Consider the following 23558-nt stretch of genomic DNA (forward strand, 5'->3'; position numbering starts at 1 on the left):
GGGCTAGCCCTTTTCGTTTTCGCCCTCACGCAGCAGCTGGCCGAGTTCCTGCATTTCTGCCCGGACCTGCCGGGGGAGCATGGGCTCGGGCCCCGAGGCCATGCCGGACCAAAGGATCTGACCCGTGCGCGGGTCAGTGGCGGTGAGCCCGACCGCAGGGTGGCCCGTCCAGATGACCATCTCACCGGTGACGACGATGGCGTCGTCGCCGCGCTCTGTCAGCCGGATGCGCGCTTCGTCCGAAAGATCGGCGCGCATCAGGCCGGTGACTGAGACGGTCAGGGGATTGAGGCCGGATTGTCCTGTGGCGTTTGTAACCGGCACGACCCGCACCTCGACCGGCGAGGGTCCGATGGCGGCGACGGCGGCCCAGACCATGACCACCGCGGCCGCCGCGGAAACGAGCATTGTCAGGCTGCCTATGCGGCGTTCGGCGCCCATCGCGGCCCCGAGCGGCGGCGCCGACGGGTCCGTCAGCCGGTAGCCTTTCTTGGGCGCGGTCTCGATGTGACGAGGATTGCGGGCGTCGTCGTCCAGCGCCCGGCGCAGATCACGGATGACCATCGCCACGCTGTTGGGGCTAAGGGCGCGCTTGTTCCAGACCCTGGCGACGATTTCGTCCTGGCCCACGAAGCGGCCGCGCCGCTGGGCCAGCAACAGCAGGGTGCGCGCGGCCCGATCCTCGAGTCTGCGCCGCTCGCCTGAAGCCTTTTCAAGTGTGTTGGCGCCTGGATCGAACACCCAGTCCCCGACGACTATGGGCGTCGGCTCGCCCTCGCCTGTCGGGAGGGGCTGGTCGTCAGTGGGCAGACTCGTATCCATGCGGGTGACTTTGCCGCTGCGGGGCCTCGCCGCCAAGGCTGAGCTTTCAAACGCGATCTGATCTTTATGCAAACTTGAGTGGCCATGAGGCGATGGCTCGCGGGAGGCTGCGCCGAAACGAGGGGAGTTCGCCATGCGACTGTTGCTTCTGGCCGCTTCGGCGGCCGCCATCGCCATGACCACGCCGGCCGCCGCCCAGTCGCCGCCCGAGCCGACCGAGGGCGCGCGCGCCTACATGCACGTGGCCGAGGCCGTGGCGCCCGGCGTGACCCTGCTGCGCCAGGCGAGGCCGAACTTCTACGGCGTCGTCGGCAATGTGTTGATCATCGAGCAGTCGGACGGGCTGGTCCTGGTGGACTCAGGGGCGTCCTACGGGTCGGGACGGCGTGTGGTCGAGCACGTGCGCCGCATCAGCCAGAAGCCCGTGAAGTCGGTCATCATCACCCACTGGCACAACGACCACCCCTTGGGCTTGGCGGCGATCATCGAGGCCTGGCCGGGGGCGGAGATCATCGCCACGGAGGAGGCGGCCCGTGACTTCGACCTGCGCATCGGGCGGCAGGTGCCGCGCCGGCCAGATCCCGCCTACAACGGCGAGCGCTTCAACGCCTACGTGGAGGACGCCCGCCAGAAGGCCGGCGAGGAAGGCGCGGCTTCGGAGATGGTGCGTGGTTACAGCCTCGCCGCTGAAGCCTTGGCTCTTATGGGCGCCGATCAGGCGGGCACCTGGGTCGTGCCGGCGACCATGACCTTCTCGGAGCGGCTGACCCTGGCGGACGCCGAGCGGCCGATTGAGATCATGCAGATCGGGCGGGGCAACACCGACGGCGACCTGATCGTCTGGCTGCCGAACGAGCGCATCGTGGCGGCTGGCGACATCGTCGTCTGGCCGGTGCCCTACATGTTCAACATGTATCCGCGCGAGTGGGCCTCCGTGATCGAACAGATCAAGGCCATGCCGTTCGAGGTGCTGATCCCCGGCCACGGCGAGATGCTGCGGGATCGGGCCTATCTGGACCAGCTTATCGGCCTGCAGCGCACCGTCGAGGAGCGGCTGGCCCCGCTGGTTGGTCAGTACGAAACCTTCGAGGCCATGAACGAGGCCCTGCCGGACGACCTTTTCGAGGATCAGCGCCGCCTGTTCGCGGGCGACGACGCCTGGTTGCGCTTCTGGTTCGACGGCTATGCGCTTGAGCCGCTGATGCAGAGCGCCTATCGCGAGCTCAAGGGCGAGCCCCTGGGCCCGCCGCCGCCGGCGGTGCCGCCTTCCAGCTAGATCTGCGGTCCCTTGCCCCCGGCATCGCTGTCGCCCCGGCTTAAGGGGTCGGGGTAGGGGGCCTCGTCGGCCACGAACTCCAGGGACACCGAGTTGATGCAGTAGCGCAGTCCGCTCGGGGGAGGCCCGTCGGGAAACACGTGGCCCTGATGGCTGTCGCAGCGGGCGCAGCGCGTCTCAATCCGACGCATGCCATAGCTGGTGTCCTCGACCCCCCGCACATGGCTGGGGTGATAGGGTTCGGTGAAGCTGGGCCAGCCCGTGCCGCTCTCGAATTTGCGCTGAGCCCGAAACAGCGGCAGGCCACATAGACGGCAGCAGTATTCGCCGGACCGCATTTCGTTCAGCAGGCCGCCACAGAAGGGCGCTTCAGTGCCGTGGTTGAGCAGGACGCGGCGCTCCTCGGCGTCGAGCGTGGCTTCGAGGCGCGCGCGCTCGTCGGCGGTGGGCGGCGTGAGGTCAAATCCGGAGCCGATTTGGGTCATGGGTTCGATATGGGACCCTCGCACCAAAACAAAAAGGGCGGAGCCTTGCGGCCCCGCCCTTCATGGTCAGTCATTCAGCAGGATCAGCCGGCGCCCAGCGCCGTCTGCAGCCACTGGCGGAAGACCTGTTCGTTGGCCTGGTCGCCCGTGTAGGTGAGGCCAGGGGCCGGAGCATAGGGCTGGCCCGAAGCGCGCGGCCGGTCGGTCCAGGCCTTGTGGCCGTAATAGAGCCAGGCGTTGCCGGTCGGCAGGGCCACGCGGGTCGGCTCGATGAAGATGCTGCTGGCCGAGGTGGCCTGCCCGGCCTGCTGTACGTTGGGCAGGCGCGTCAGCAGGTCCATGAAGTCCAGGCAGCCGCCCGAGCACCAGGCGTCGGTCAGAACGATGACGCGGCCCTGCATCGGATTGGCGGGAGCCGCCACTTCCGGAGCCGGCGGCATGGGTTGGGTGAAGGTGGTCTGGCCGGCCGCCGCGGCCGCGTCATAGGCGTCGATGATCGACTGGATGAACGGCGCCGTGCTGACGAAGTAGGGGTCCTGCAACACCCGGTCGCGCGTCTCGACGAAGAACTGACGGTTGGCCGGCGTCACGCGGTGGACGATGGTCGGGTTCTGCACCTGGTTGGCCTGAACGAATTCCGGCTCCCACAGGCGGTTGGCGAGGCGGTAGCCGAAGTTGGCCTGGCCGTCCTCGGCGCCGCGCAGGTCGATGACCACGAAGGGCGCGTTGCGGATCTGCTCGCGCTGGGCCTCCACCTGGCCAAAGAAGCCTTCCCAATCGGGATGCTCGCTCATGGTGTTCATGCGCAGCCAGTAGCCGCCGTTCCACTGTTCGACGCCCAGCGGGTTCTGCGGGGCCACGAACACCGAGGCGTTGTAGGCCGCGCGGCGCTCGTCCTCGGTGGCGAAGCCGGTGGTCCATTCGTAGCTGCGGTCACGGCGGCTGTTGCCCACGCGCCAGTCGCAGTTGCCCGGCAGGCCGCCGGCGAAGGGGTTGGCGCGATCCCAGAACAGGTAGGGCGCGGTCAGCACACGGTCGCCGTCCAGGTCCAGGTCGCCTTCCCAGCCGTCCAGACGGCGGCGGGCGACCTCGTCGGCGGTGCGGCCGTCACAGCTTTGCAGGACGGCGCCGACGGGCGGCGTGCGGCGGGCGCCGGGCTTGACCCACGACACGACGTACTGGCCGTTGCGCCATTCGGTGGCGAATTCGGGCCAGGCGACGCCGAACCAGCGGGGCTGGGGCTGCCAGTTCGGTTCGGCCTCGATCAGGCCGTCGCCAAAGCCGTTGGCGTACCACGAAAGCAGATAGGCGTAGGCGTTGGCGCTGTTGACCTGATCGGCCTTGGCTTGAGCTTCGGCCAGACCCTGGGCCAGCCAGGTGCGGAACTGGGCGCTGTCCTGATCGACCACCACGGCCGGATGGTTGGCGGCCAGGATGTCATGCATGCCCTGGAGATCTTGAAGAGCCGCGGCCCTCCAATCGGTTTGCTGGGCCTGCGCGGCGCCCGCGAGGGCGAAGGCGGCGGTCAGGGTGGCGATGGCGGTTCGCATCAAGCTTAAGCTCCGTCACGTCATGGAATGGCGACCGAAGGCGCCGTTAAACCGTCCCGCTGGTCATTTGCCAAGCCCGCGGGCGGCGTCTAAGCACCCCCACTCGTCGCTTTGAGCAAGTTGGGGTCCGGCCGTGTTCTCCAAGATACTGATCGCCAACCGTGGCGAAATCGCGGTGCGGATCATCAAGACCTGCCGCCGGTTAGGGGTGAAGACCGTGCAGGTCTATTCCGAGGCCGACGCCGACAGCCTGGCGGTCGAAATGGCCGACGAGGCCGTGCTGATCGGCCCGCCGCCCGCGGCCCAGTCCTACCTGCTGGCCGACAAGATCGTCGACGCGGTGCGCCAGACCGGCGCCGAAGCAGTGCATCCGGGCTTCGGCTTCCTGTCGGAGAACGCCGCCTTCGCGCGGCGTCTGCGGGACGAGGGAATCGTCTTCATCGGCCCTAACCCCGAGGCCATTGAGGCCATGGGGGACAAGATCACCTCCAAGAAGTTCGCCGCCGAGGCGGGCGTCTCGACCGTGCCGGGCCACATGGGCCTGATCGAGGACGCCGACCATGCGGTGAAAATCGCCGAGGAGATCGGTTATCCGGTCATGATCAAAGCCTCGGCCGGCGGCGGCGGCAAGGGCATCCGCGTGGCCTGGTCCCGGGATGAAATGGCCGAGGGGTTCCGCGCCGTGAAGGCCGAGGCCATGGGCGCCTTCGGCGACGACCGCATCTTCCTTGAGAAATTCATCGAGAGCCCGCGACACATCGAGATCCAGGTACTGGGCGACAAGCACGGCCATGTGGTCCACCTGTTCGAGCGGGAATGCTCTATCCAGCGCCGCAACCAGAAGGTCATCGAGGAGGCGCCGTCGCCCCTGCTGGACGAGAAGACCCGCATGGCCATGGGCGCCCAAGCCGTCGCCCTGGCCAAGGCCGTCAACTACGACAGCGCCGGGACGGTCGAGTTTGTGGCCGGTCAGGACAAGTCCTTCTATTTCCTCGAGATGAACACCCGCATCCAGGTGGAGCATCCGGTCACCGAACTGATCACGGGCGTCGACCTGATCGAGCAGATGCTGCGCGTGGCCGCGGGGGAGAAGCTGGCCTTCGCCCAGAAAGACCTGAAGATCGACGGCTGGGCCATGGAGAGCCGCCTCTACGCCGAGGACCCTTACCGCAACTTCCTGCCCTCGATCGGGCGGCTGTCCCGTTACCGGCCGCCGGAAGAGGGCCCGACCGTCTCGGGCGCGGGGCGCCTGCGCAACGACACCGGCGTGCGCGAGGGCGACGAAATTTCGATGTTCTACGATCCCATGATCGCCAAGCTGTGCGCCTGGGGTCCGAACCGCGAGGCCGCCATCGACGCCATGGCCGAGGGGCTGGAGCGGCTGGACGTGGAGGGCGTCGGCCACAACGCGCCCTTCCTGGCCGCCGTCATGGACCAGGACCGCTTCCGCTCCGGCAAACTGGCCACCAGCTACATCGGCGACGAGTTCCCCGAGGGCTTCCACGGCCTGCCGCTGCGGCCCGACCAGGCGGATCTGATGACCGTCGCCGCCCTTTGGATGCAAGGCGTCCGCGGCCCCAGACGCGACGCGTGGTCGGTGATGATCGGCAAGGAGGTCCGCCAGGTTCGGGTCACGCGCCATGCGGCTGGGATGACTGTCGCCCTGCCGGAGGAGGGTGATCGCCAGATTCAGGCGGCCGAGCTGGACTGGAAGCCCGGCGACAGGCTGTTGTCGGGCGTCGTCGACGGCCGTCCTTTCGCACTTTCGGTAAGGCGCGCGGCTGACGGGTATGACATCCGCCACCGCGCCGCCCAGGCGCGCGTGCGGGTGCTTTCGCCCGATGTGGCGGCGCTCTACGCCCGCCTGCCGGAAAAGGCGCCGGTGGACACCTCGCGCCTCGTCGTCTCGCCCATGCCCGGCTTGATGATCACCGTGGACGTCGCCCCCTGTCAGGAAGTGAAGTCGGGCGAGACCCTCTGCGTCATCGAAGCCATGAAGATGCAGAACGTCATCAAGGCCGAGCGCGACGGGACCATCAAGGCGGTCAACGTCAAGCCGGGTGACGGCGTCGCGGCCGACGACGTGCTGATCGAGTTCGCCTGACATGCCCCGCGACTGGGGGGAGCTGTTCTTCTCATCCACGGGCCGCATGGGCCGCCGGGCCTTCCTCGTGGGCGCGGCGACGCTGATCGTGGCGCTGGCGCTCTATCAGGGGCTGTTCAGCGGCTGGCCGCGCCTGCTGACGGCGTGGCTCGTCTATACCGCCCTTTTTGTGTCGGCGGTCTGCGTGCTGGCCAAGCGCCTGCACGATGTAGGGCGTAGCGGATGGTGGTCGGCGCCGCTGCTTCTGCTCTTCATCTGGGCCTGGCCCTGGCCCGACGGCTGGCTGGACCATCTGGCGGCCCTGATCGTGGTGGTCGCGGCCTTGTCCCTGGCCAGCCTGCCGGGCGAGAAGGCCTTCAACCGCTACGGGCCGCCGGCGACCGTCTGAGCCGGACCGAATACGTCTTCGAATGCGGCTCTCAGCGCCGCGTCGGCCTCGTCCATGGTCACCGGCAGTCCGAGGTCCACCAGGCTGGTGACGCCGTGCTCGCGGATGCCGCAGGGGACGATCCCGTCAAAGTGGCTGAGGTCCGGCTCCACATTCAACGCCACGCCGTGAAAGCTGATCCAGCGGCGCACGCGCACGCCGATGGCGGCGATCTTGTCCTCGCGCGACCAGCCGGCGCCCATCCTGTCGACCCACACGCCTACGCGGCCCTCCCGCACGCCGCCCTCGACGTTGAATCGGGCCAGCGCCCCGATCAGCCAAGCCTCCAGCCCCTGGACGAAGGCGCGCACGTCGCGGCCCCGCGCTCGCAGGTCGAGCATGACATAGGCCACCCGCTGGCCAGGCCCATGATAGGTGAACTGGCCGCCGCGGCCGCTTTCGAACACGGGGAATCGCTCCGGCGTCAGGAGGTCGTCGGACTTGGCCGAAACGCCCGCCGTGTAGAGGGGGGGATGCTCCAGCAGCCAGATCCGCTCGTTCGCCCGGCCCTCGACGATATCCGCGGCCCGCGCCTCCATGGCGGCCACGGCGTCAGGATAGGGGACCAGGCCCGTCGACACGGCCCACTCCACCTGGCGCCCATCCGCGCGCCTCAGCTTGGCCAAGGCTCCGCTTAACCGCTCATCAAGCATGACGGCTCAATGTGCCTGAACGGCGCGCGGCGCAAGCGCGCCACAAGGCCAAAGGTTGTTCGCAGCGTGTCCCAGGTTGAAGCCGTCAACGTCGAAATCTCGGTGGTCGTAGGCCGGGCGGCGATTCCCATGCAGCAACTGCTGCGCATGGGGCGCGGCGCCGTCATTAGCCTGGACGCCAAGCAGGACGACCAAGTGTGGATTCTGGCCAATAATCACCCCGTCGCGCGCGGGGAGATACTGATCAGCGAGGATCGCATCGCCATCCAGGTGACCGGGCCGGCCGACGTCTACGACTTCATGGCGGGCCAGGCCTAGACGCCCTTCACAATCAAGAGGCGCTGCGCTATGCCCGCGCTCCCGGCGCGTGCGGTCGTGGCGGAATTGGTAGACGCGCAGCGTTGAGGTCGCTGTGGGGCAACCCGTGGAAGTTCGAGTCTTCTCGACCGCACCATCGCCGGACTAGGCTTTGATCTAGCCTGAACACGAGTCGGAGGAGGGTTAAGCGATGAGCCAAGACCTTCTCCAGGCCAACGCCGCGACGCCCGGGGACGACCTCGAGGACATCGCGCTGGGCGAGGACTACGCCCTCACGTCCGAATATGTGGAGATGGTCGTCGACGCCGCGGACCGCGGCGACGGCATGCGTCTGCGCGATCTGTTGTCCGCCCTGCACCCCGCGGACGTGGCCGACCTGATGGGATTCCTGTCCCAGGCGCATCGTTCGGAGGTGCTGCCTTGGGTGCCGCCGGCGCTGCTGGCTGAGACCCTGCCCGAGCTGGACGACGGCATTCGGGAGGACATCCTCGAGGAAGTGACTCCGGGCGCTCTGGCCGAGGCCCTGCAGGAACTCGATTCGGATGACGCCGCGGCCCTGGTCGAAGACCTGGACGCCGAGCGTCGCCGCGAGGTGCTGGCCGCCATGCCCGAGAGTGAACGGGCGGTGATCGAAAGCTCGCTGGCCTATGGCGAGGACACCGCCGGCCGCCTGATGCAGCGCGAGGTCATGGCCGCGCCGCAATTCTGGACCGTCGGTCAGACCATCGACCACATGCGCGCCCAGGGCGATGACCTGCCTGAGCTGTTCTTCGACATCTACGTGGTCGACCCGGGCTTCAAGCCGGTGGGGGGCGTACCGGTCAGCCACCTGCTGCGCGCCCGGCGCGAGGTCGCCCTGTCGGAGTTGATGGAGCCCATCAATGAGGTGGCCGTCGACCTCGACCAGGAAGAGGTCGCCTACGTCTTCGAGAAGTACCACCTGATCTCTGCGCCGGTGGTGGACCAGTCGGGACGGCTGGTGGGCCAGATCACCGTCGACGACATCGTCAACATCATCCAGGAAGAAAACCAGGAGGACATCCTGGCCCTGGCCGGCGTGTCCGATGCTGGCCGAGACGCCGGCGTCATGGACGTGGTGCGCTCACGCTTCCCCTGGCTGGCGGTAAACCTTGGCACGGCCCTCATCGCCTCTACCGTGATCGCGCTCTATCGCGCCGAGATCGAGCAGCTTGTGGCGTTGGCGGTGCTGATGCCCATCGTGGCGTCCATCGGCGGCAATGCTGGCACCCAGGCGCTGGCGGTGGCGGTGCGCGCCCTGTCCAACCGCGAACTGAACGCCTCGAACACCCTACGCGTCGTCTCGCGTGAGCTCATGGTGGGCCTTCTGAACGGCGTGGGCGTGGCTTTGCTCCTGGGCGGCGCCACCTGGCTGTGGTTCCGCGAGCCCGCCCTGTCCCTCACCATCGGCCTGGCGGTGATCATCAACCTGATGGCGGCCGCCCTGGCCGGAACGCTGGCGCCGCTGTTGCTGGATCGGATGGGACGCGACCCGGCGGTCTCGTCTCCCGTCTTCGTGACATGGGCCACCGACACCATCGGCTTCTTCAGCTTCCTTGCGCTGGCCGGCCTGATCCTGCTCTAGGGAACGGCGCGTCTCTTGCTGACCTGATGTCCCGAGGGGCGAAAGCGTCCCAGATCGGGTCAATGTCAGACAAGGCCGTTTCAAGGGCGATGGGTTTCAAGCTTTCCCGTACCGGACTGGAGCTGCTGAAGGGCTTCGAGGGCTTCCGGCCCCAGGCCGCGCGGCTGGCCGACGGGCGCTGGACGGTGGGCTACGGCCACATCGCCTCGGCGCGCGAGGGCGCCGTCGTCACCGAGGCGGACGCCGAGGCGCTCCTGCTGTGGGACCTGATCCCCGTCGTGGCGCGGATCAACGACTTGGCCCGCGACTTCGCCAATCAACCCCGCTTTGACGCCCTGACCTGTTTCGCCTTCAACATCGGTCTCGAGGCCTTCGGAGGGAGCGAGACGCTCCGCCTGGCCGCCGAGGGGCGCCACGCTGAGGCCGCCATGGCCATGGAGGCCTGGCGCCAGGTCCTGGTGGATGGTCGTCCGGTGGTGCTGGACGCCCTGGTGCGCCGCCGCGCCGCCGAGCGAGCGCTGTACCTGTCCGACCCGGGCGCGGCCCTGTCGCCCAGCGCCCTTCTGGCGCCCATTGAGGACGCCCGCGCCCGCGAGGGCCTGCCGCTGAACATTCCTGCCGGGGCGGTGATCCCCATGGGTGCGGAAGCTGTGGCCGTGGTTCAGACGCCTGTGTTTCCGCAGCCGGACGCTACACACAAGTCAGACCCGGAACCGAAGCCTGAGCCTGAGCCTGAGCCTGAGCCTGAACTGGCGCCGGAGCCCGAGCTGGAGCCTCAGGCTGCGCCGGCTCCGACCGTGATCCCGGCCTCGGCGCCCGTCCAGCGCGCCTATCTGTCCCAGACCTTCATCGGCGCCGCGCCGCTGGTCGGCTTCCGCCCGCCGCCCGCCGCGAACTTCCAGCCCGAGGTGGAGGCGCCCCGCGCGCCCGAGCCCTTCGTCCTGACCCCGGACAATGACGAGGGCCCCGAGCCGGAACAGCCCGAGATCGAACCCGAGCCGGTCCTGGCGCCGCCCCAGCCGGCGGCCTACGACGAGCACCCGGTATTGTTCGAAGCCGAAACGAACCCCGTCGATCTCGGCCCCCTGGTCACCACGACTGAAGAGGAACCCCTTGCGGACGAGGGGGAACCCGGCCGTCGAGGCTTCAGCCTGGGCGACACGGCCGCCTTCATCGCCATGGGCGGGGTGGGCCTGGCCTCCTGGAGCGCCGCCATCGCGGGCTTCAACCTGGACCGTCCGGCCTCCACGGGGCTCGTGGACGAGACCACGGCCATCTCTGGCGTTCTGGCTCTGATCGGCTCGGTCTGCGTCGGCCTGTCGGCCTATAACCTCTTCAAGCGCGTGGCCGGCGAAGAGTAGGCGCCAAGGAAGTCGGCGCATTAAACCGCGCCGAACGGCTGTGGGGCTTCACACGGGTGAAGCCGCCACGCCTGGTCCATCCTTCCGCATCGTGGTTCCGGGATTGACCCGCCCCGCTGACGGTGTACTAGTGGCATAGTACACCATATCGCCATGCAATGTTTGTTCAGATCAACCCTGCGGATCCCAGACCGATCTACGTCCAGATAATGGATGAGGTCCGCCGCGGCTTGGCGGTCGGTACGCTTCGCCCGGACGATCCGTTGCCGTCCGTTCGGCAACTGGCCGCCGAGCTCCGGCTAAACCCGAATACAGTCGCTCAGGCCTATCGAGAGTTGGAGCGCGCTGGCCTGGTCTATGTCCGCCGCGGGCAGGGCACCTTCATCTCCGCCGGGGACGCCCCCCTCGCATCCGCCGCGAAATGCTCGGTGGAAGTGGCCGAAAGGGCCCTGGTGGATGCGTACCGCCACGGCGTCGACGTTCATGAGCTGGTCGAGGCGATCCAACGTCTCAGCGCCTCCGATACTTTTCCCGTCAAGGCCCAGAACCGATGACGCCCATTACTCCCACCGCCGAATACGTGTTGCCGACGGGCTTGCAGGGGCCTTTCGCCGTATCGACGCATGCCCTGACCAAGCGCTTTGGCGCCGCGCTCGCCCTGGACGCGGTAAGCCTGCAGGTGCCCGAGGGCGCCGTTTACGTCCTTGCGGGCGCTAACGGCGCCGGCAAGACGACGCTGCTCACCGCGCTTCTTGATCTGGTTCGGCCCGATGAGGGCCGTGCGGAGGTGCTCGGACTCGACACGCATCGGCAAGGCGCCATGGCGAGGGCGCAGATCGGCTACATGCCCGGAAGCGTGACGGCGGCGTTCCCCTGGCTGCGCATTGGGCAGTTCCTGTCGCTTCTCGGGGGCTACTATCCCGGTTGGGACGCCAGCTACGTCGGCCACCTAACGGAGCGACTCGATCTTGACCTGAACGCGCGCATTCGCGGCCTTTCTAAGGGGCAGACGCGCCGCTTTCAGCTGGTATGCGCCCTGTCGCATCGGCCCCCCGTGCTGATCCTCGATGAGCCCACCGACGGCCTCGACCCGGAGATGCGCGACGAGGCTCTCGGCCTGCTGTCAGAGCACCTGGCGGATACCGGCGGGACGGTGCTGCTGGCGACGCACCATGCCTACGAGGTCGAGGGTCTCGCCGATCACGTGGGCATCATGCGGGCGGGCAGGCTCATTCTCCAGACGCCCCGCGAAGTCCTGCAGAGCCAGCTCCTCATCTACCGCGCCGATGGGCCGGAGGGGTGGGCTGGCCCCGCCCATCTCGACGCGCAAGTGATCGCACGCGCCCGCAGCGGCCGGGAAATCCAGTGGACCGTCTGGGGCGACAAGCGAACCGTTGAACAGGCCATCGAGGCCTCTGGGGGCGTAGTCCGGTCGGCGACGCCGCTCGGACTGGATCAAGCCGTGACGGCGCTCATGCGCACGAAGGAACTGCGGTGACCGAGCACTCTCTCAAATCCCCCCCCGGCTTCTGGGCAGTGCTGGACGCGCAGGTGAGATCCACGAGCCTGACTCTGCGTCGAGAGGCCTTCCTCCTGGTGTTTCTGCTGGTCGTCATGACGGTAGGGGCCATCTTCGACGTGATGCTCGATGGCGGCGTCATCGTGGTGTCGCTGGACATCGGTCTGCTGTTCGCGGTGCTGGGGCTGATGTTTCCCTGGGCCGTCTGGAGGGGAGAACGCCCCTTTGACGTGAGCCCCCTATGGCTGTTGCCGATCCACCGGCGGACAGCCGCCCTGGCGAGGACCATGGCGGGGGGCTTGTGGCTGGTCGTCATCTGCCAGTCCATCTTCATCTGGTACGCGGGGCTGGCGATCATTTCCGGCGGGGGATTCCCCACGCACGAGGTGCGGTATCTCGTGACGTCAGGCGGCGCCCTGCAGCGGATCTCATGGACGCCCGAGGTCTGGCAGTGGCTGACCGTCTTCGCCGCTCCCTTGGTGACCTATCTGTTCGCGTCGGCCGCCCTGCTGAGCTTGCGTTACCCCATAAGGTGGCTGGCCGGAGGATTGATCGCCACGCTCATCCTCGCGATCGTCGCTCCGAACGGGTTCATGGAGAGCGTCATCGAACGCCTCATGCTCGGACCGCTTGGCTTTGATCACGTTCTCACTGGCGGCCGGGAAGACATCGAGATGCTCGTTCGATTGCCCACGGGCGAGACGGGTGTGGCCTGGCGCCGCCTACCCGACGCTGAGCGCTGGCTGGCCGCCCTTGCCGCGTGGCTGGGCCTGGCGCTGGCGGCGCTGGTGGCCGCGGCTTCACGATCTCGCCGCCTTTGAATCCCCGGCCGCTTTCCGGCCCTGCTTTTCTCAATGGAGACGAACCATGACGTTGAAAACCGGTCGATGGGGAGTGCTTGCCCTGATGGCGGCCCTGGCCCTTCAGGCGGGCGCCGCCCAAGCCCGCACGAGCGAGGATCACGAGGCCCGTTGGGCGCGCATCGAGCGGTCGCTCACGCCGCTATACCAGGTCCAGGGTCGTCAGTATGAGCCCCAGAGCCTAAGCGAAGTCATGGCGCAGAATAATGTACCGGCGGTCAGCATCGCTTTCGTCGACGACGGCCGCATCGTGCGCGCCGTAGCCTACGGCCAGGCGGATGCCGAAACGGGAGCCGCAGCGACGCCGGAGACCCTGTTTCAGGCGGCGTCCGTCAGCAAGGCCGTCGCCGCAACCGCCATGCTTGATCTCGTGGAAGCCGGAGCTCTATCCCTCGATGCGCCCGTGAACGATCAGATGACGGGATGGAGACTGCCCCAAAGCGAGTTCACGGACCGCACGCCGCCCACCTTGCGCATGTTGCTGAATCACACGGCCGGCGTCACCGTTCACGGCTTTCCGGGGTACGCGTCGGGCGAGCCGATTCCGACGGCGCTGCAAATCCTGGCCGGCGAGCCTCCCGCCAATACCGATCCTATCCTCGTCGACACCCCGCCAGGGGTGGCTTGGCGGTACTCGGGCGGCGGCTATGTCATTGCCCAGGTGCTCGCAGCGGAGGCCGCCGGCGAAGATTTCGACGCCTTGGCGCGGCGCCTGGTCTTCGAGCCCTGGGGCATGAGCTCCAGCTCCTATCGTCAACCCCTGGACGGCGAACTGAGGCTTCGCGCGGCATCCGCGCACGACGCCCAGGGCCGGCCGGTGGAAGGCGGCAGCCACGCCTACCCCGAACTGGCCGCCGCGGGCCTGTGGACCACGCCGTCCGACCTGGCCCGCTGGCTAATTGGGGTGAGCGAGGCTCGCGCAGGGCGAGATGATCGTGTGCTGGAGGCCGGTACAGCGCGCGCCATGACCACGGCCGGTCTGGGCGAATGGGGCCTGGGCGTTCAGGTTCGCGGCGAGGGCGACGGTCTGGAGTTCCGCCACACAGGCTCGAATGAAGGCTTCCGATCAGTGGTGGTGGCCTTCCCGGAGCGCCGCCAGGGAGTCGTCGTCATGATGAACGGGGAGGCAGGCGCCGAGGTGATGGGCCCGATCGTACAGGCGGTCGCCCAGGAGTATGGCTGGCCGCACTATCCGCCTCGGGCGATTCCTTTCGTCGCCACACCGTCAGAGACGCTGGCGCAGCTCGCGGGGGCCTATGGCGTCGCTCCCCGGCGTCTCGAGGTGGAGATGTCGCCGTCAGGGGACACCCTGTCGCTGCAACTTGGACGTCGCCGTCTGGAGCTGATCCCGCAGGGTGGCGACGTCTTCCTGGAGTCTCGCGGCCTCGGGCGGGCTGAATTCGAGCGCGGAGACGATGGAGCGGTCGTTGCGATCTCGTTGAACGGAGCGCGCTTTGAGCGTCAGGCTCCCTGACTTGGCGTGCCTGAGGACTTAAAGTCATCCCCCACCGGCGCCGCGAAGCGCTCAGCGGCGAGGACTGGCTCAGTCCCCGAAAAGGGGCGGCGAGCCCTTGCGGCACATGGTCAGCAGCCCGCGAGGGGTTCGCAGGATCAGCTGGCCCTGTTCGTTGAAGCCGAAGGCGTCGGGCGGGGCCACCGCCAGGAGGGAAATCTCGCCGCCGATCCCGACGGGCTCTCCAGGGATGAAGGGTGCGGCGCGGTCGGCGCAGGCCGCGCTCGTTTCCAGTCGCAGACTGAGGTGCGGCCCGTCGGCGCTGTATTCGGCCGCGCATCCGGCGTTGTCGCGCATCCGTCTGAGGTCGATGCCCAGGGTGATCGGCCCCTCGTGATAGGCCCCCAGCATCGTGTTCCCGCAGGCCTCATACTCGCCCACGAGACGACGGTCCGGCGGCGGCGGCCGACGCGCCGCCAGGCCTGGGCCGCCGGTCAGGAACAGGCGGTCGCCTTCCACCCGATAGGCGGTGGCGGAGGTGATGGCTCGCGCCATCAGCTCGTCTTCGGCCTGATCCTCTGGCGCGCAGCCGATGGCGGTGGACATGACCGGTCCTTCCACCTGAAGGCGTCCCGGGGCGGGCGTCGTGAAGGGGCTGCCCATGCTGTTGCAGTCAGCGTAGGCGCCGATGTTGCCCATGCCGATGGAGAGGGTGGCGGGCCGTTGCTCCGTCACCAGAGGCTCGCCGCCAATCCTCTCGATCAGCCAGCGGCCGGCGATATCGGGGTTAGGCTCAGTGGGCCGCGTCAGAACCGCCCGCTCGCCATTCGCCCCGGCTAGAATCAGCGTCCGGGGGTCCGGGCGGCTCCAGCCGCTGATCTGGTCGATAAAGGCGGCGAGGCGTCGCTCGCTTGCGACCGCGGCAGGTCTGCGGCCGGCGGGAGCGGCGGCGCACAGACCGGTCCTTACCGCCTCGAGGCGGGTGACGCTGATCCGCTGGCCTTCCAGCCGGTAGAAGGCCGGGAAGCCGCCGCTGCATCCAGCGCCGTGATTGAGAAAGCCGCCTTCGCTGAAGTTCACCCAGGCCTGATAGCGAGCAAAATCCTCATCCCCGATCCGCTCAAGCCGCCACTGCCCGCCCAAGGGGTCGATCTGGCTGAGGTAGGAGCCGTCGTCCGCGACAGGCGCGATGGGGACGCTCGCGGCCGCCGCGTCAATCGTATCCGGCGCAGGCGCCTCCGCCGGGGCGGAACAGGCGCAGATGAAGGCGAGGGCGGTCAGGCACAACGAGCGCATGACCGCCTAACGCCGATCGATCGAGTCCGGTGCCCGAGGCTTAGAACCGGGCCGTCAGCGAAACCCTCAGCGCGCGGGGTGAACCCGGCGTGATATTGTTGTTGCTGTGCGCCGTGGACCAGTAGCGCTCGTCGAACAGGTTCTCGACGTTGGCCTGGACGCGGATGCGCCGGCTCACATCGTAGAAGACCGCGGCATCGACACGGGTGAAGCTGGGCAGCACGACGGCGTTGTCGATGCCGGCGAAGACTTGGCCCTGGTGGATGATCCCCAGGCCGGCGGCCCAACGCGGGTCGAACTGATAGCGGTTCCACAGCGAAGCGCTGTGCTCAGGGACGAGCGGCACGGTGCGGCCCGCCGGCGCGGCGGTGGTGTCGCTGGTGATCTTGGCGTCCTGCCAGGCGTAGCCGCCCATGATCTCCCAACGCTCGGTGATCTGCCCGCTGAGGCCGAGCTCCAGTCCCTCGGTCCGCTGCTCGCCGGTCTGGACGATCAGGGCGGGGTCGAGCGGATCGCGAGCCGTCGTGTTGCTGCGCTCGAGGCGGTAGAGGGCCGCCGACAGCATGAGGCCCTCGACAGGCTCCCAGCGCGCCCCAAGCTCGTGATTGATGAATTCCTCGGGCTCCAGCGAAAGGTTCGACGCCGAAAGCGAAGCGAACTGATCACCCGAGGCCGGCAGGAAGGAGCGCGCATAGCTGCCGTAGAAGCTGAGCGCCTCAGTAGGCTGATAGATGACGCCCAGGCGCGGCGAGACCATCTCGTCCGTGCGCTCGAAGCGGTCGCCCGTGCGGTTGTTGGTCAGGTCCAGGCCGAAGGAATCAAAGCGCAGTCCCGCCACCACCTGCCACTGCGGATTCAGCTGAATCTGATCCTGAACATAGAGGCCGAGGATCGAGGCCTCACCGTCGTTGTCGGCGTCACTGGCGCTCTGGCGAAAGTCCACCACCATGCCCGATAGGGTGGGCGAGGCGACCGGCACGGTGATCGAGGTGGCCGTGCCGCCGAAATAGCCGGTCTCGCGGAAGTTCCGGGTGTCCTGGCGGCCCAGCTCTACGCCGGCCAGCAGGCGGTGTCCGATCGAGCCCGTCTGCGTCTCGAGGATGAAGTCGGTCTGGGTGAACAGATTCTCGCGGCTGGTCAGGTTGTTGTAGGCCGAGATGGACACGGTCGATCCACCGCCGCCGACCGCGCCGGGGTACACGTTCTGATAGAATTTGTCGTAGGCGGCCAGGACCGTGCGGTTGCGGATGATGAGGCCGTTGGAGCCGACCCACTGCACCGCGCCGCTCAGCCAATCCACGTCGGCCGTGGAGTAGCTGAGATCCGGGTCGCCGAAGAAGGTTGAAACATCCGTCTCAAGGGGGCGGCCCAGGTAGGACGGGACGCCACGATCAACGGTGCGTTCGTCCTCGAAGTGTTCGTAGGACAGCACGAAGGAGAGCTGCTCGCTGGGGGTGAAGGCGACGGTGGGATTGATACCCCATCGCTCGACCCCGACGTGGTCGCGGTAGCTGCCGGAATCCTCGATGACCAGATTGAGACGGCCCGAGGCCATGGCGCCCAGGGGCTGGTTCAGGTCCAGGGTGGCGCGGCGATGATCGAAGGAGCCCAGCTCGACCGAAAGGCCGCGCTCGACGGACGAGAAGGGGGTCTTGGTGACGCGGTTGATGACGCCGCCGCCGCCGCCGCGCCCAAAGATCATGGCGTTGGGGCCGCGCAGAACCTCGACCCGCTCCAAGTTGTACACGTCGCGATAGTACTGAACGTCGTCCCGGACCCCATCGGTGAAGAAGTCCGCTGTGGTCGCCTGGCCGCGGATGGTGGGGGCGTCGCGGTGACCTTCGCCCTGGCCCATGGTGACGCCAGGAACGTAGCGAACCACATCCGCCATGCTGTCCATGGCCTGATCTTCAATGGCGGCGCGGGTCACGATGGCCACGGACTGGGGCGTGTCCTCCAGCGCCGTGTCCGTGCGGGTGGCGGTCGCCGTGCTTTCCACCCCATAGCCCTCGGCCCGCGCGCGGCCATAGACCGTCACCTCGGCGACGGGCGTGGACGGTCCTTCAGCCTCTGCAACTCCCTGATCGGCATAGGTGACGGGCGCGAGCAGGGCGGCGAAGAGCGGGTAGGCGGGGTTCATGAGGACACTCGAGAAAGATAATGCGAAGCGTTCGCATTCGCATAGGGCGCGGCCATGGGGGTGTCAACGGCTTGGCCGGAAGAGTCTCGTCCCGCCATGACAGCGCAGCATCGGCGCCACACGAGCGCGACCGGCCTCGCGGACATACGGCCGTCGTCGACGCTATCGGCGCCGCTTCACCGCCGCCCCGACGGGTGCTAAGGCGCGGCCATGACCCAAGCGCCCTTCATGGACTTCGCCCTCGGCGACACCGCCGACGCCATCCGCGAAACGACCGCCCGCTGGGCCGCCGACCGGCTCGCGCCGCTGGCCGCCGAGATCGACGAGAAGAACCAGTTCCGCCGCGAGCTCTGGCCCGAAATGGGCGAGCTGGGACTGCACGGGATCACGGTGGAGGAAGAATACGGCGGCCTCGGCCTCGGCTATCTCGAGCACGTGGTGGCGATGGAGGAGGTGAGCCGCGCCTCGGCTTCGATCGGCTTGTCCTACGGCGCCCACTCCAACCTGTGCGTCAACCAGATCCGTCGCTGGGGCACGGAGGAGCAAAAAGCCCGCTACCTGCCCAGGCTTATCTCGGGCGAGCACGTGGGGTCGCTGGCCATGTCGGAGGCCGGCTCGGGCTCCGACGTCATGTCCATGCGCACGCGGGCCGAGAAGAAGGGCGACCGCTATGTGCTGAACGGCACGAAGTTCTGGATCACCAACGCGCCCTCGGCCGACACGCTGGTGGTCTACGCGCGCACCGGCGAGGGCAACGGCGGCGTCACCGCGTTCCTGATCGAGAAGGGCTTCAAGGGCTTCAGCGTCTCCAAGAAGCTGGACAAGATGGGCATGCGCGGCTCGGACACCGCCGAGCTGGTGTTCGAGGACTGTGAGGTCCCCGAAGAGAACGTCATGGGCGGGGAGGGGCGCGGCGCCGCCGTCCTGATGTCGGGCCTGGACTATGAGCGCGCCGTGCTGGCCGCCGGCCCGCTGGGCATCATGCAGGCCGCGCTGGACGTGGTCCTGCCCTATGTGCGCGAGCGCAAGCAGTTCGGAAAGCCGATCGGCTCCTTCCAGCTGATGCAGGGCAAGATCGCCGACATGTACGTGGCCCTGAACTCGTCGCGGGCCTACGTCTACGCCGTGGCCAAGGCGTGCGACGCGGGCAAGACGACACGTTTCGACGCGGCGGGCGCGATCCTGATGGCCTCGGAGAATGCGGTGAAGGTCAGCCTCGAGGCCGTTCAGGCCCTGGGCGGCGCCGGCTACACCAAGGAGTGGCCGGCGGAGCGGCTGGTCCGCGACGCCAAGCTCTACGACATCGGCGCCGGCACCAACGAAATCCGCCGCTTCCTGATCGGGCGGGAGTTGCTGGGCGCCTGATCCTGCGGAAGGATTTCCTGATCGCCTCTTGAGAAGCCACGGCGGCCCTCGAAGCGCAGTCTGATCTCCGAAGTTAGGGGAGGCCGCCATGACGCGCCTGATCGTCGTAACGTCCCTGCTCGCGGCTATCGCTGCCCCCGGCGCCGCGCATCAGACCCCGCCGCCTGATCCCGCCTCGCCCGAGGCGGTCGGCGCCCGACTGCGCGGGCATTATCAGATGATCGAGCCTGTCGCTGAGCGGGTTCACATGATCCGCCAGATCGAACCTTTTCAGGTCAGCGTCCTGGGAAATATCGGGGTGATCGAACAGTCGGACGGGCTGGTGCTGTTCGATGCTGGGGGCGATCCGGCGGCCACGCGCCGGGCCCTGCGTATGATCGCCACTTTCAGCGAAAAGCCGGTCAAGGCGGTCATTATAAGCCACTGGCATAGCGACCATTTCGGCGGCCTTGGCGAGATCGTTGACCGCTGGCCGAGCGTGCGCATCATCGCCCACGAGCAGACCCTGAGGAACCTGACGGAGCTGGGAACGGGCCTTCCCGCCCAGGCCGATCTGGCCGGAGAGCCGGACACATTCGGGGCTATCCTCGCGGGCCTCGCCCCCATCCGGGCCGCCCAGGCCGCCGCCGGGCCGGAGCTGGGGCAGGGCTATGAGGATCTGATCGCGCTTTCGATGATGACCGGCCGGGACTCCGAAGGCGCTCGCCTGGTTCTGCCCACTGAAACCTTCACCGACCGGCTGGTCCTGGATGATGCGGTCGCGCCTATCGAGGTCATCCATCTGGGGAACGGCAACACCTCGGGCGAAGCGCTCGCCTGGCTGTCGCGCCAGAGGGTGCTTTTCACTGGCGATACGGTAGTGGGGCCGTTCCCCTATGGCATCGCAGCCTTCCCAACGAGCTGGCGCCGGGTGCTGGGCCAGATCGACGCCATGGACTACGCGGTACTGGTCCCCGGCCATGGTGAGATGCAGCGCGATCACACCTACGTCCGCGCCATGATGGCCGACATGGATGAGTTGAACGCCTTCGTGACGCCCCTGGCGCGGGCCGGCGTCTCCCTGGAGGACATCCGCGCCCGCCGGCCGTTGGCCCGCCAGGCCGAGGCCTTTGCTCAGGGCGACGCGTGGAAACGCAAATGGTTCTACCGTTACTGGATTGATCCCCTGATCGGCTGCATGGCGGCTGAGGCGCGTGGCGAGACCATCGCCTATCCGGTCGGGTCGGCGACGTGCACGGGGCCGGGATCGCTCGGCTTCTAACGGAACCGCCGCGCGGGTGCGGGGTTGCTCCAGCGAAAGGAGCATCCCCATGCCTGCCAAATCCAAAGCTCAGCAGAAGGCCGCCGGCGCCGCCCTGTCCGCCAAGCGTGGCGATACGCCCAAGTCGGAGCTGAAGGGCGCGTCCAAGTCCATGTACGAGAGCATGTCGAAGAAGGAGCTGGACGAGTTCGCCTCGACCAAGCGCAAGGGCAAGCCCGAGCACGCCTCAGACGCCCGCTGAGTCGCCGACCACTGGCGCGGAGGCACAGCCGCGCTTACCTTCCGCGTCGCGAAAGGAAGACCGCCCCCCATGAGCCCCGCTGACGTCCGCCAGCCGCGCGCCTTCTCGACCGTGCTGGAGGAGCTGGGGACCGCCGGCGGACCGACGCTGCACGTGGCCGACATGGTTCAGGCCTTCGGCCACCGCGGCCTGGGTGCGGTCATGCTGCTGATCGCCCTGATCAACCTGTTCCCATGGCCTCCAGGCGGCACAACCTTCGTGGGCTTTCCGCTGCTGTTGATCAGCCTGCAGCTGGTGGTCGCTCGTCAGGGCGTGTGGCTGCCCCGGGGCATCCTCCAGGTAGGCCTATCCCGTGAGGGCTATCGCAAGGGCCTCAGCCGGTTCCTGCCGGCCATCCGCTTCGCCGAGCGGCTCACGCGTCCCCGTTGGGGCTTTCTGTCGAACGCCGGGGCCAAGGTGCTGATCGGTCTGGTCAGCTTTGTGCTGTCCTGCGTGCTGGTCCTGCCGGTGCCGGGCGGCAATCTGCTGCCGGCGGCGACCATGTCCCTGTTCGCCCTGGGCCTGATGCAGCGGGACGGCGTCGCCATCCTGCTGGGCTGGCTGGCGGCCGCAGCCAGCTTCGGCGCGCTGGTCCTGGCCTGGAGCGTGATCAAGGCGGCGTTCCTGCACGCCTGGAACTATGGAACCCAATTGATCGGGACCGGATAAGACGAAGGGCCGCCGGTCGCCCGACGGCCCTTCCATTCTCCGCCGAAACGGAAAACCGGCTGACGCTTACGCGCGGACCTCGCCGGAGGTCCAGGTCGCCGTCTCGGGCATACGAGAATGAGACACTGGATCACCTCCTTTCAGCTGTTGAACAGGACGACCAAGATGGGATCGATTCCGTGCATCGACAACGGCCTGGGGAGTCGTTGGCCAAGATGCCGCGGCGCCGCGACCTAATCGCCACGCTTCTTGCGACCCCATCGGGACGGCCGCGCGCGCAGTGGCCAGGGCTCCGGCGGCGGCTCCAGAGGCGCCTCGGGGGGCTGCGCGACCAGCCTTTTCCTCACGCGCAGGTGGGTGAGGGGGCCATCCAGCAGGGCCAGCGCCGCCTCAGTGGCCGCACGCCCCGCCGCCACGGCCGGCTCAAAGGCCTTCCAGTCACGGATCTCGACCCCATCCAGGTTGGGTGAAACCAGGACGTCGACGGCTTGGCGCGCCGCCTTCACATCGCCCTCGCTGGACAGAGTGGCTGAGCGCATGAGGATCGAGACGATGGGCGGCCCCTGGCGCCACCGGCCCGAGCGGACCCAACGCCACGCGGAGGTCAGGCCGTCGACCGCCTCGGGCTGGACGCCGCGGGCGCGGGTGACGTCGACGCCGACGATGGGCCCCGCGTGTTCGGCGCGCAGCACGTCGGCCGGAAAGTTCTTCACCACCGCGCCGTCCACCAGCACCGCACCGCCCTGGATGACCGGCGGCATCACGCCGGGCAGGGAGATGGTGGCCCGCAGCGCCTCGCGCAGTTTGCCGCGCCTGTGGACGACGAAGCCGCCGTTGGTCAGGTCGGTCGAGACGCACAGCCAGGGCAGGGGCATGTCGCTGATCTCGATATCGCCGAAATGCGTCTTCAGCAGCTGCTCGACTTTGCGCCCCTGAGTCATGGCCAGGATCGGCAGGGCTATGTCGGACAGCGGGCTAGCCTCGACGAACGCCTCGCGGATCCGCGTCTCAAGCTCGGCCTGCGTCCAGCCCAGCGCAAGGCCCGCCGACACGATGGCCCCCATCGAGACCCCGGCGAAGACGTCGCAATCGACTCCCGCCTCGCTGAGGGCCTTGGCGGCGCCGACATGGGCATAGGCGCGAGCGCCTCCGCCCGACAGCACCAGCCCCACCGCCGTGCCGGTCAACAGGCGCGCCAGCCGCGCCTCGTCGGCGGCTTCGCCCTCGATCATGTGCAGCCAGCGCGCCGGCTGGATGGCGTCGAGCCAGGCGGGCGTGCCCTTGGGCGGCTGAGGTCCCCGGCGGATCAGGATCAGGTCGGTCAACCGCTCGTCGCCGGGCAGGGGCCTCGCCGCCGCCTTGCTGGCCGTCGGCCGGTCAGCCATGTCCGCCATGAGGAACAGCCGGTCCACCTGACGCCGGATGAAGTGGGCCCAGGCGCTCTCCTCGGTCTCGGCCACGTAGAGGATGACGTCGTAGTCGTCCTCGATCGATGAGAACCACTCCGCCACCGAAGGCATGGCGTCCGAGCCGATCACCCGGGCCGTAAAGCCCAGCGCCTCCATCTCTGCGGCGATGCGGTCGACGATGGGCCGGACCAGCGGCTCGCGCAGGCCGATGAAGCCGAACACGCTGGGTTCTGCGACGCCCGAGCCCTGGTCGCGGGCCCGACGGATCATCAGCCGCGCCATCTCGGTCATGACCTCAGGCTCTCGTCGGGCGGCTTCGAAGAAGGCGTCGCGGGGCAGGGCTAGAAGTTCACTGTCGCGCAGGGCCACGACGGTCGAGCTGTGCGGCGTGCCGGCCAGCAGGGACATTTCGCCTACAGGCTCGCCCGGGCGCACCACGCCGAGGAACTGAGACGGACGACCCTCTTCCCTCCTGAAGACGCCCAGACGCCCCGCCTTGAGCAGGAACAGGGTCTCGGCGGCGTCCCCGGCGGAGAACAGGCGCTCGCCCCCGGTCAGCGAGAACCACGACGCCTGACCGCCCGGCGCGGCGCGATCTCCGGCCACGGCGAACAGGCGCGACAGCGCCGCCTCAAGGTTGTTGTCCTGACCCCGCTTCTTCACGGAACGGGATCATGGCGCCGATCTGGATTCGGCGCTCTCTTTTC

At 68.1% G+C, this 23558-nt stretch carries 21 protein-coding genes and 1 tRNA gene; 15 read left to right on the plus strand and 7 right to left on the minus strand.

Annotated elements, in window-relative coordinates; all coding sequences use genetic code 11:
* Positions 1 to 3: 3 nt before the first annotated feature.
* Positions 4 to 822, minus strand: coding sequence for a winged helix-turn-helix domain-containing protein (locus tag Q0812_RS12710; RefSeq protein WP_302110723.1), 819 nt, complete (start codon positions 820 to 822; stop codon positions 4 to 6).
* A gap of 133 nt (positions 823 to 955) precedes the next feature.
* On the opposite strand from Q0812_RS12710, the gene Q0812_RS12715 reads away from it, so the two are divergent.
* Entirely contained in the window at positions 956 to 2098 is a 1143-nt protein-coding gene (locus Q0812_RS12715; protein ID WP_302110724.1) for an MBL fold metallo-hydrolase, read from the plus strand.
* Here Q0812_RS12715 and msrB read toward each other — a convergent pair.
* Both msrB and Q0812_RS12725 read right to left on the minus strand, forming a co-directional pair.
* Positions 2095 to 2583, minus strand: a complete 489-nt coding sequence (gene msrB, locus Q0812_RS12720) for a peptide-methionine (R)-S-oxide reductase MsrB (RefSeq protein ID WP_302110725.1) — start codon at positions 2581 to 2583, stop codon at positions 2095 to 2097. The genes Q0812_RS12715 and msrB overlap by 4 nt on opposite strands.
* A gap of 83 nt (positions 2584 to 2666) precedes the next feature.
* Positions 2667 to 4133, minus strand: coding sequence for a hypothetical protein (locus Q0812_RS12725; RefSeq protein ID WP_302110726.1), 1467 nt, complete (start codon positions 4131 to 4133; stop codon positions 2667 to 2669).
* A gap of 133 nt (positions 4134 to 4266) precedes the next feature.
* On the opposite strand from Q0812_RS12725, the gene Q0812_RS12730 reads away from it, so the two are divergent.
* The gene (locus Q0812_RS12730) at positions 4267 to 6237 is read left to right on the plus strand and encodes an acetyl-CoA carboxylase biotin carboxylase subunit (RefSeq protein WP_302110727.1); all 1971 of its coding nucleotides are present in this window, start codon (positions 4267 to 4269) and stop codon (positions 6235 to 6237) included.
* A 1-nt stretch (position 6238) separates the two neighbouring features.
* Positions 6239 to 6625 carry a DUF805 domain-containing protein gene (locus Q0812_RS12735; protein WP_302110728.1) on the plus strand — a complete coding sequence of 129 codons (387 nt, stop codon included), beginning with the start codon at positions 6239 to 6241 and terminating at the stop codon, positions 6623 to 6625.
* On the opposite strand, the gene lipB is transcribed toward Q0812_RS12735, so the two are convergent.
* Positions 6601 to 7317, minus strand: coding sequence for a lipoyl(octanoyl) transferase LipB (gene lipB, locus Q0812_RS12740; RefSeq protein WP_302110729.1), 717 nt, complete (start codon positions 7315 to 7317; stop codon positions 6601 to 6603). The genes Q0812_RS12735 and lipB overlap by 25 nt on opposite strands.
* Before the next feature lie 9 nt (positions 7318 to 7326).
* Here lipB and Q0812_RS12745 point away from each other — a divergent pair, with 9 nt between their 5' ends.
* The 8 genes from Q0812_RS12745 (at position 7327) to Q0812_RS12780 (ending at position 14452) form a co-directional block, all read left to right on the plus strand.
* Positions 7327 to 7635: a FliM/FliN family flagellar motor switch protein gene (locus Q0812_RS12745; protein WP_302110730.1), complete on the plus strand. Its 309-nt coding sequence runs from the start codon at positions 7327 to 7329 to the stop codon at positions 7633 to 7635.
* 51 nt (positions 7636 to 7686) lie between these two features.
* Positions 7687 to 7771, plus strand: a tRNA-Leu gene (locus Q0812_RS12750).
* A 54-nt stretch (positions 7772 to 7825) separates the two neighbouring features.
* Positions 7826 to 9238, plus strand: coding sequence for a magnesium transporter (mgtE, locus tag Q0812_RS12755; protein WP_302110731.1), 1413 nt, complete (start codon positions 7826 to 7828; stop codon positions 9236 to 9238).
* An 89-nt stretch (positions 9239 to 9327) separates the two neighbouring features.
* The gene (locus tag Q0812_RS12760; RefSeq protein ID WP_302110732.1) at positions 9328 to 10599 is read left to right on the plus strand and encodes a lysozyme; all 1272 of its coding nucleotides are present in this window, start codon (positions 9328 to 9330) and stop codon (positions 10597 to 10599) included.
* 158 nt (positions 10600 to 10757) lie between these two features.
* Positions 10758 to 11153 carry a GntR family transcriptional regulator gene (locus Q0812_RS12765; protein ID WP_302110733.1) on the plus strand — a complete coding sequence of 132 codons (396 nt, stop codon included), beginning with the start codon at positions 10758 to 10760 and terminating at the stop codon, positions 11151 to 11153.
* Positions 11150 to 12097, plus strand: a complete 948-nt coding sequence (locus tag Q0812_RS12770) for an ABC transporter ATP-binding protein (protein ID WP_302110734.1) — start codon at positions 11150 to 11152, stop codon at positions 12095 to 12097. Before Q0812_RS12765 ends, Q0812_RS12770 begins: the two co-directional genes overlap by 4 nt.
* A 53-nt stretch (positions 12098 to 12150) precedes the next feature.
* A complete protein-coding gene (locus Q0812_RS12775) occupies positions 12151 to 12939 on the plus strand; it encodes a hypothetical protein (protein ID WP_302110735.1) in 789 nt (262 codons plus the stop codon).
* Positions 12940 to 12985: 46 nt separating this feature from the next.
* On the plus strand, positions 12986 to 14452 hold the full coding sequence (locus tag Q0812_RS12780; RefSeq protein ID WP_302110736.1) for a serine hydrolase domain-containing protein: 1467 nt from the start codon (positions 12986 to 12988) through the stop codon (positions 14450 to 14452).
* A 69-nt stretch (positions 14453 to 14521) separates the two neighbouring features.
* Here Q0812_RS12780 and Q0812_RS12785 read toward each other — a convergent pair whose 3' ends face one another.
* Both Q0812_RS12785 and Q0812_RS12790 read right to left on the minus strand, forming a co-directional pair.
* Positions 14522 to 15727 (minus strand): META domain-containing protein, encoded by a 1206-nt coding sequence (locus tag Q0812_RS12785; RefSeq protein ID WP_302110737.1) that lies wholly within the window; start codon positions 15725 to 15727, stop codon positions 14522 to 14524.
* A 40-nt stretch (positions 15728 to 15767) separates the two neighbouring features.
* Positions 15768 to 17867, minus strand: a complete 2100-nt coding sequence (locus Q0812_RS12790; RefSeq protein WP_302110738.1) for a TonB-dependent receptor — start codon at positions 17865 to 17867, stop codon at positions 15768 to 15770.
* A gap of 210 nt (positions 17868 to 18077) precedes the next feature.
* Between Q0812_RS12790 and Q0812_RS12795 the strand changes: the two genes are divergently transcribed.
* The 4 genes from Q0812_RS12795 to Q0812_RS12810 all read left to right on the plus strand — a co-directional run bounded on the left by Q0812_RS12795 (position 18078) and on the right by Q0812_RS12810 (position 21442).
* Entirely contained in the window at positions 18078 to 19232 is a 1155-nt protein-coding gene (locus Q0812_RS12795; RefSeq protein WP_302110739.1) for an isovaleryl-CoA dehydrogenase, read from the plus strand.
* A gap of 88 nt (positions 19233 to 19320) precedes the next feature.
* Complete coding sequence (locus tag Q0812_RS12800) at positions 19321 to 20493, plus strand: MBL fold metallo-hydrolase (RefSeq protein WP_302110740.1); 1173 nt, start codon at positions 19321 to 19323, stop codon at positions 20491 to 20493.
* A 49-nt stretch (positions 20494 to 20542) separates the two neighbouring features.
* Positions 20543 to 20734 carry a DUF3008 family protein gene (locus Q0812_RS12805; RefSeq protein WP_302110741.1) on the plus strand — a complete coding sequence of 64 codons (192 nt, stop codon included), beginning with the start codon at positions 20543 to 20545 and terminating at the stop codon, positions 20732 to 20734.
* Between the two features lie 69 nt (positions 20735 to 20803).
* Positions 20804 to 21442, plus strand: coding sequence for an exopolysaccharide biosynthesis protein (locus Q0812_RS12810; RefSeq protein ID WP_302110742.1), 639 nt, complete (start codon positions 20804 to 20806; stop codon positions 21440 to 21442).
* A 233-nt stretch (positions 21443 to 21675) separates the two neighbouring features.
* Here the strand turns inward: Q0812_RS12810 and Q0812_RS12815 are convergent, their stop codons facing one another.
* Complete coding sequence (locus Q0812_RS12815; protein ID WP_302110743.1) at positions 21676 to 23514, minus strand: patatin-like phospholipase family protein; 1839 nt, start codon at positions 23512 to 23514, stop codon at positions 21676 to 21678.
* Positions 23515 to 23558: the final 44 nt, after the last annotated feature.

It is taken from the genome of Peiella sedimenti, assembly GCF_030504955.1.
GTDB classification, from domain to species: domain Bacteria; phylum Pseudomonadota; class Alphaproteobacteria; order Caulobacterales; family Caulobacteraceae; genus Brevundimonas; species Brevundimonas sedimenti.

What these genes read in the sequence shown, in the direction of transcription:
- Q0812_RS12710 (WP_302110723.1), bottom strand. Translation starts at nt 822, where the DNA reads ATGGATACGAGTCTGCCCACTGACGACCAGCCCCTCCCGACAGGCGAG.
- Q0812_RS12715 (WP_302110724.1), top strand. Translation starts at nt 956, where the DNA reads ATGCGACTGTTGCTTCTGGCCGCTTCGGCGGCCGCCATCGCCATGACC.
- msrB (WP_302110725.1), bottom strand. Translation starts at nt 2,583, where the DNA reads ATGACCCAAATCGGCTCCGGATTTGACCTCACGCCGCCCACCGCCGAC.
- Q0812_RS12725 (WP_302110726.1), bottom strand. Translation starts at nt 4,133, where the DNA reads ATGCGAACCGCCATCGCCACCCTGACCGCCGCCTTCGCCCTCGCGGGC.
- Q0812_RS12735 (WP_302110728.1), top strand. Translation starts at nt 6,239, where the DNA reads ATGCCCCGCGACTGGGGGGAGCTGTTCTTCTCATCCACGGGCCGCATG.
- lipB (WP_302110729.1), bottom strand. Translation starts at nt 7,317, where the DNA reads ATGCTTGATGAGCGGTTAAGCGGAGCCTTGGCCAAGCTGAGGCGCGCG.
- Q0812_RS12745 (WP_302110730.1), top strand. Translation starts at nt 7,327, where the DNA reads ATGTGCCTGAACGGCGCGCGGCGCAAGCGCGCCACAAGGCCAAAGGTT.
- mgtE (WP_302110731.1), top strand. Translation starts at nt 7,826, where the DNA reads ATGAGCCAAGACCTTCTCCAGGCCAACGCCGCGACGCCCGGGGACGAC.
- Q0812_RS12760 (WP_302110732.1), top strand. Translation starts at nt 9,328, where the DNA reads ATGGGTTTCAAGCTTTCCCGTACCGGACTGGAGCTGCTGAAGGGCTTC.
- Q0812_RS12765 (WP_302110733.1), top strand. Translation starts at nt 10,758, where the DNA reads ATGTTTGTTCAGATCAACCCTGCGGATCCCAGACCGATCTACGTCCAG.
- Q0812_RS12770 (WP_302110734.1), top strand. Translation starts at nt 11,150, where the DNA reads ATGACGCCCATTACTCCCACCGCCGAATACGTGTTGCCGACGGGCTTG.
- Q0812_RS12780 (WP_302110736.1), top strand. Translation starts at nt 12,986, where the DNA reads ATGACGTTGAAAACCGGTCGATGGGGAGTGCTTGCCCTGATGGCGGCC.
- Q0812_RS12785 (WP_302110737.1), bottom strand. Translation starts at nt 15,727, where the DNA reads ATGCGCTCGTTGTGCCTGACCGCCCTCGCCTTCATCTGCGCCTGTTCC.
- Q0812_RS12790 (WP_302110738.1), bottom strand. Translation starts at nt 17,867, where the DNA reads ATGAACCCCGCCTACCCGCTCTTCGCCGCCCTGCTCGCGCCCGTCACC.
- Q0812_RS12795 (WP_302110739.1), top strand. Translation starts at nt 18,078, where the DNA reads ATGACCCAAGCGCCCTTCATGGACTTCGCCCTCGGCGACACCGCCGAC.
- Q0812_RS12800 (WP_302110740.1), top strand. Translation starts at nt 19,321, where the DNA reads ATGACGCGCCTGATCGTCGTAACGTCCCTGCTCGCGGCTATCGCTGCC.
- Q0812_RS12805 (WP_302110741.1), top strand. Translation starts at nt 20,543, where the DNA reads ATGCCTGCCAAATCCAAAGCTCAGCAGAAGGCCGCCGGCGCCGCCCTG.
- Q0812_RS12810 (WP_302110742.1), top strand. Translation starts at nt 20,804, where the DNA reads ATGAGCCCCGCTGACGTCCGCCAGCCGCGCGCCTTCTCGACCGTGCTG.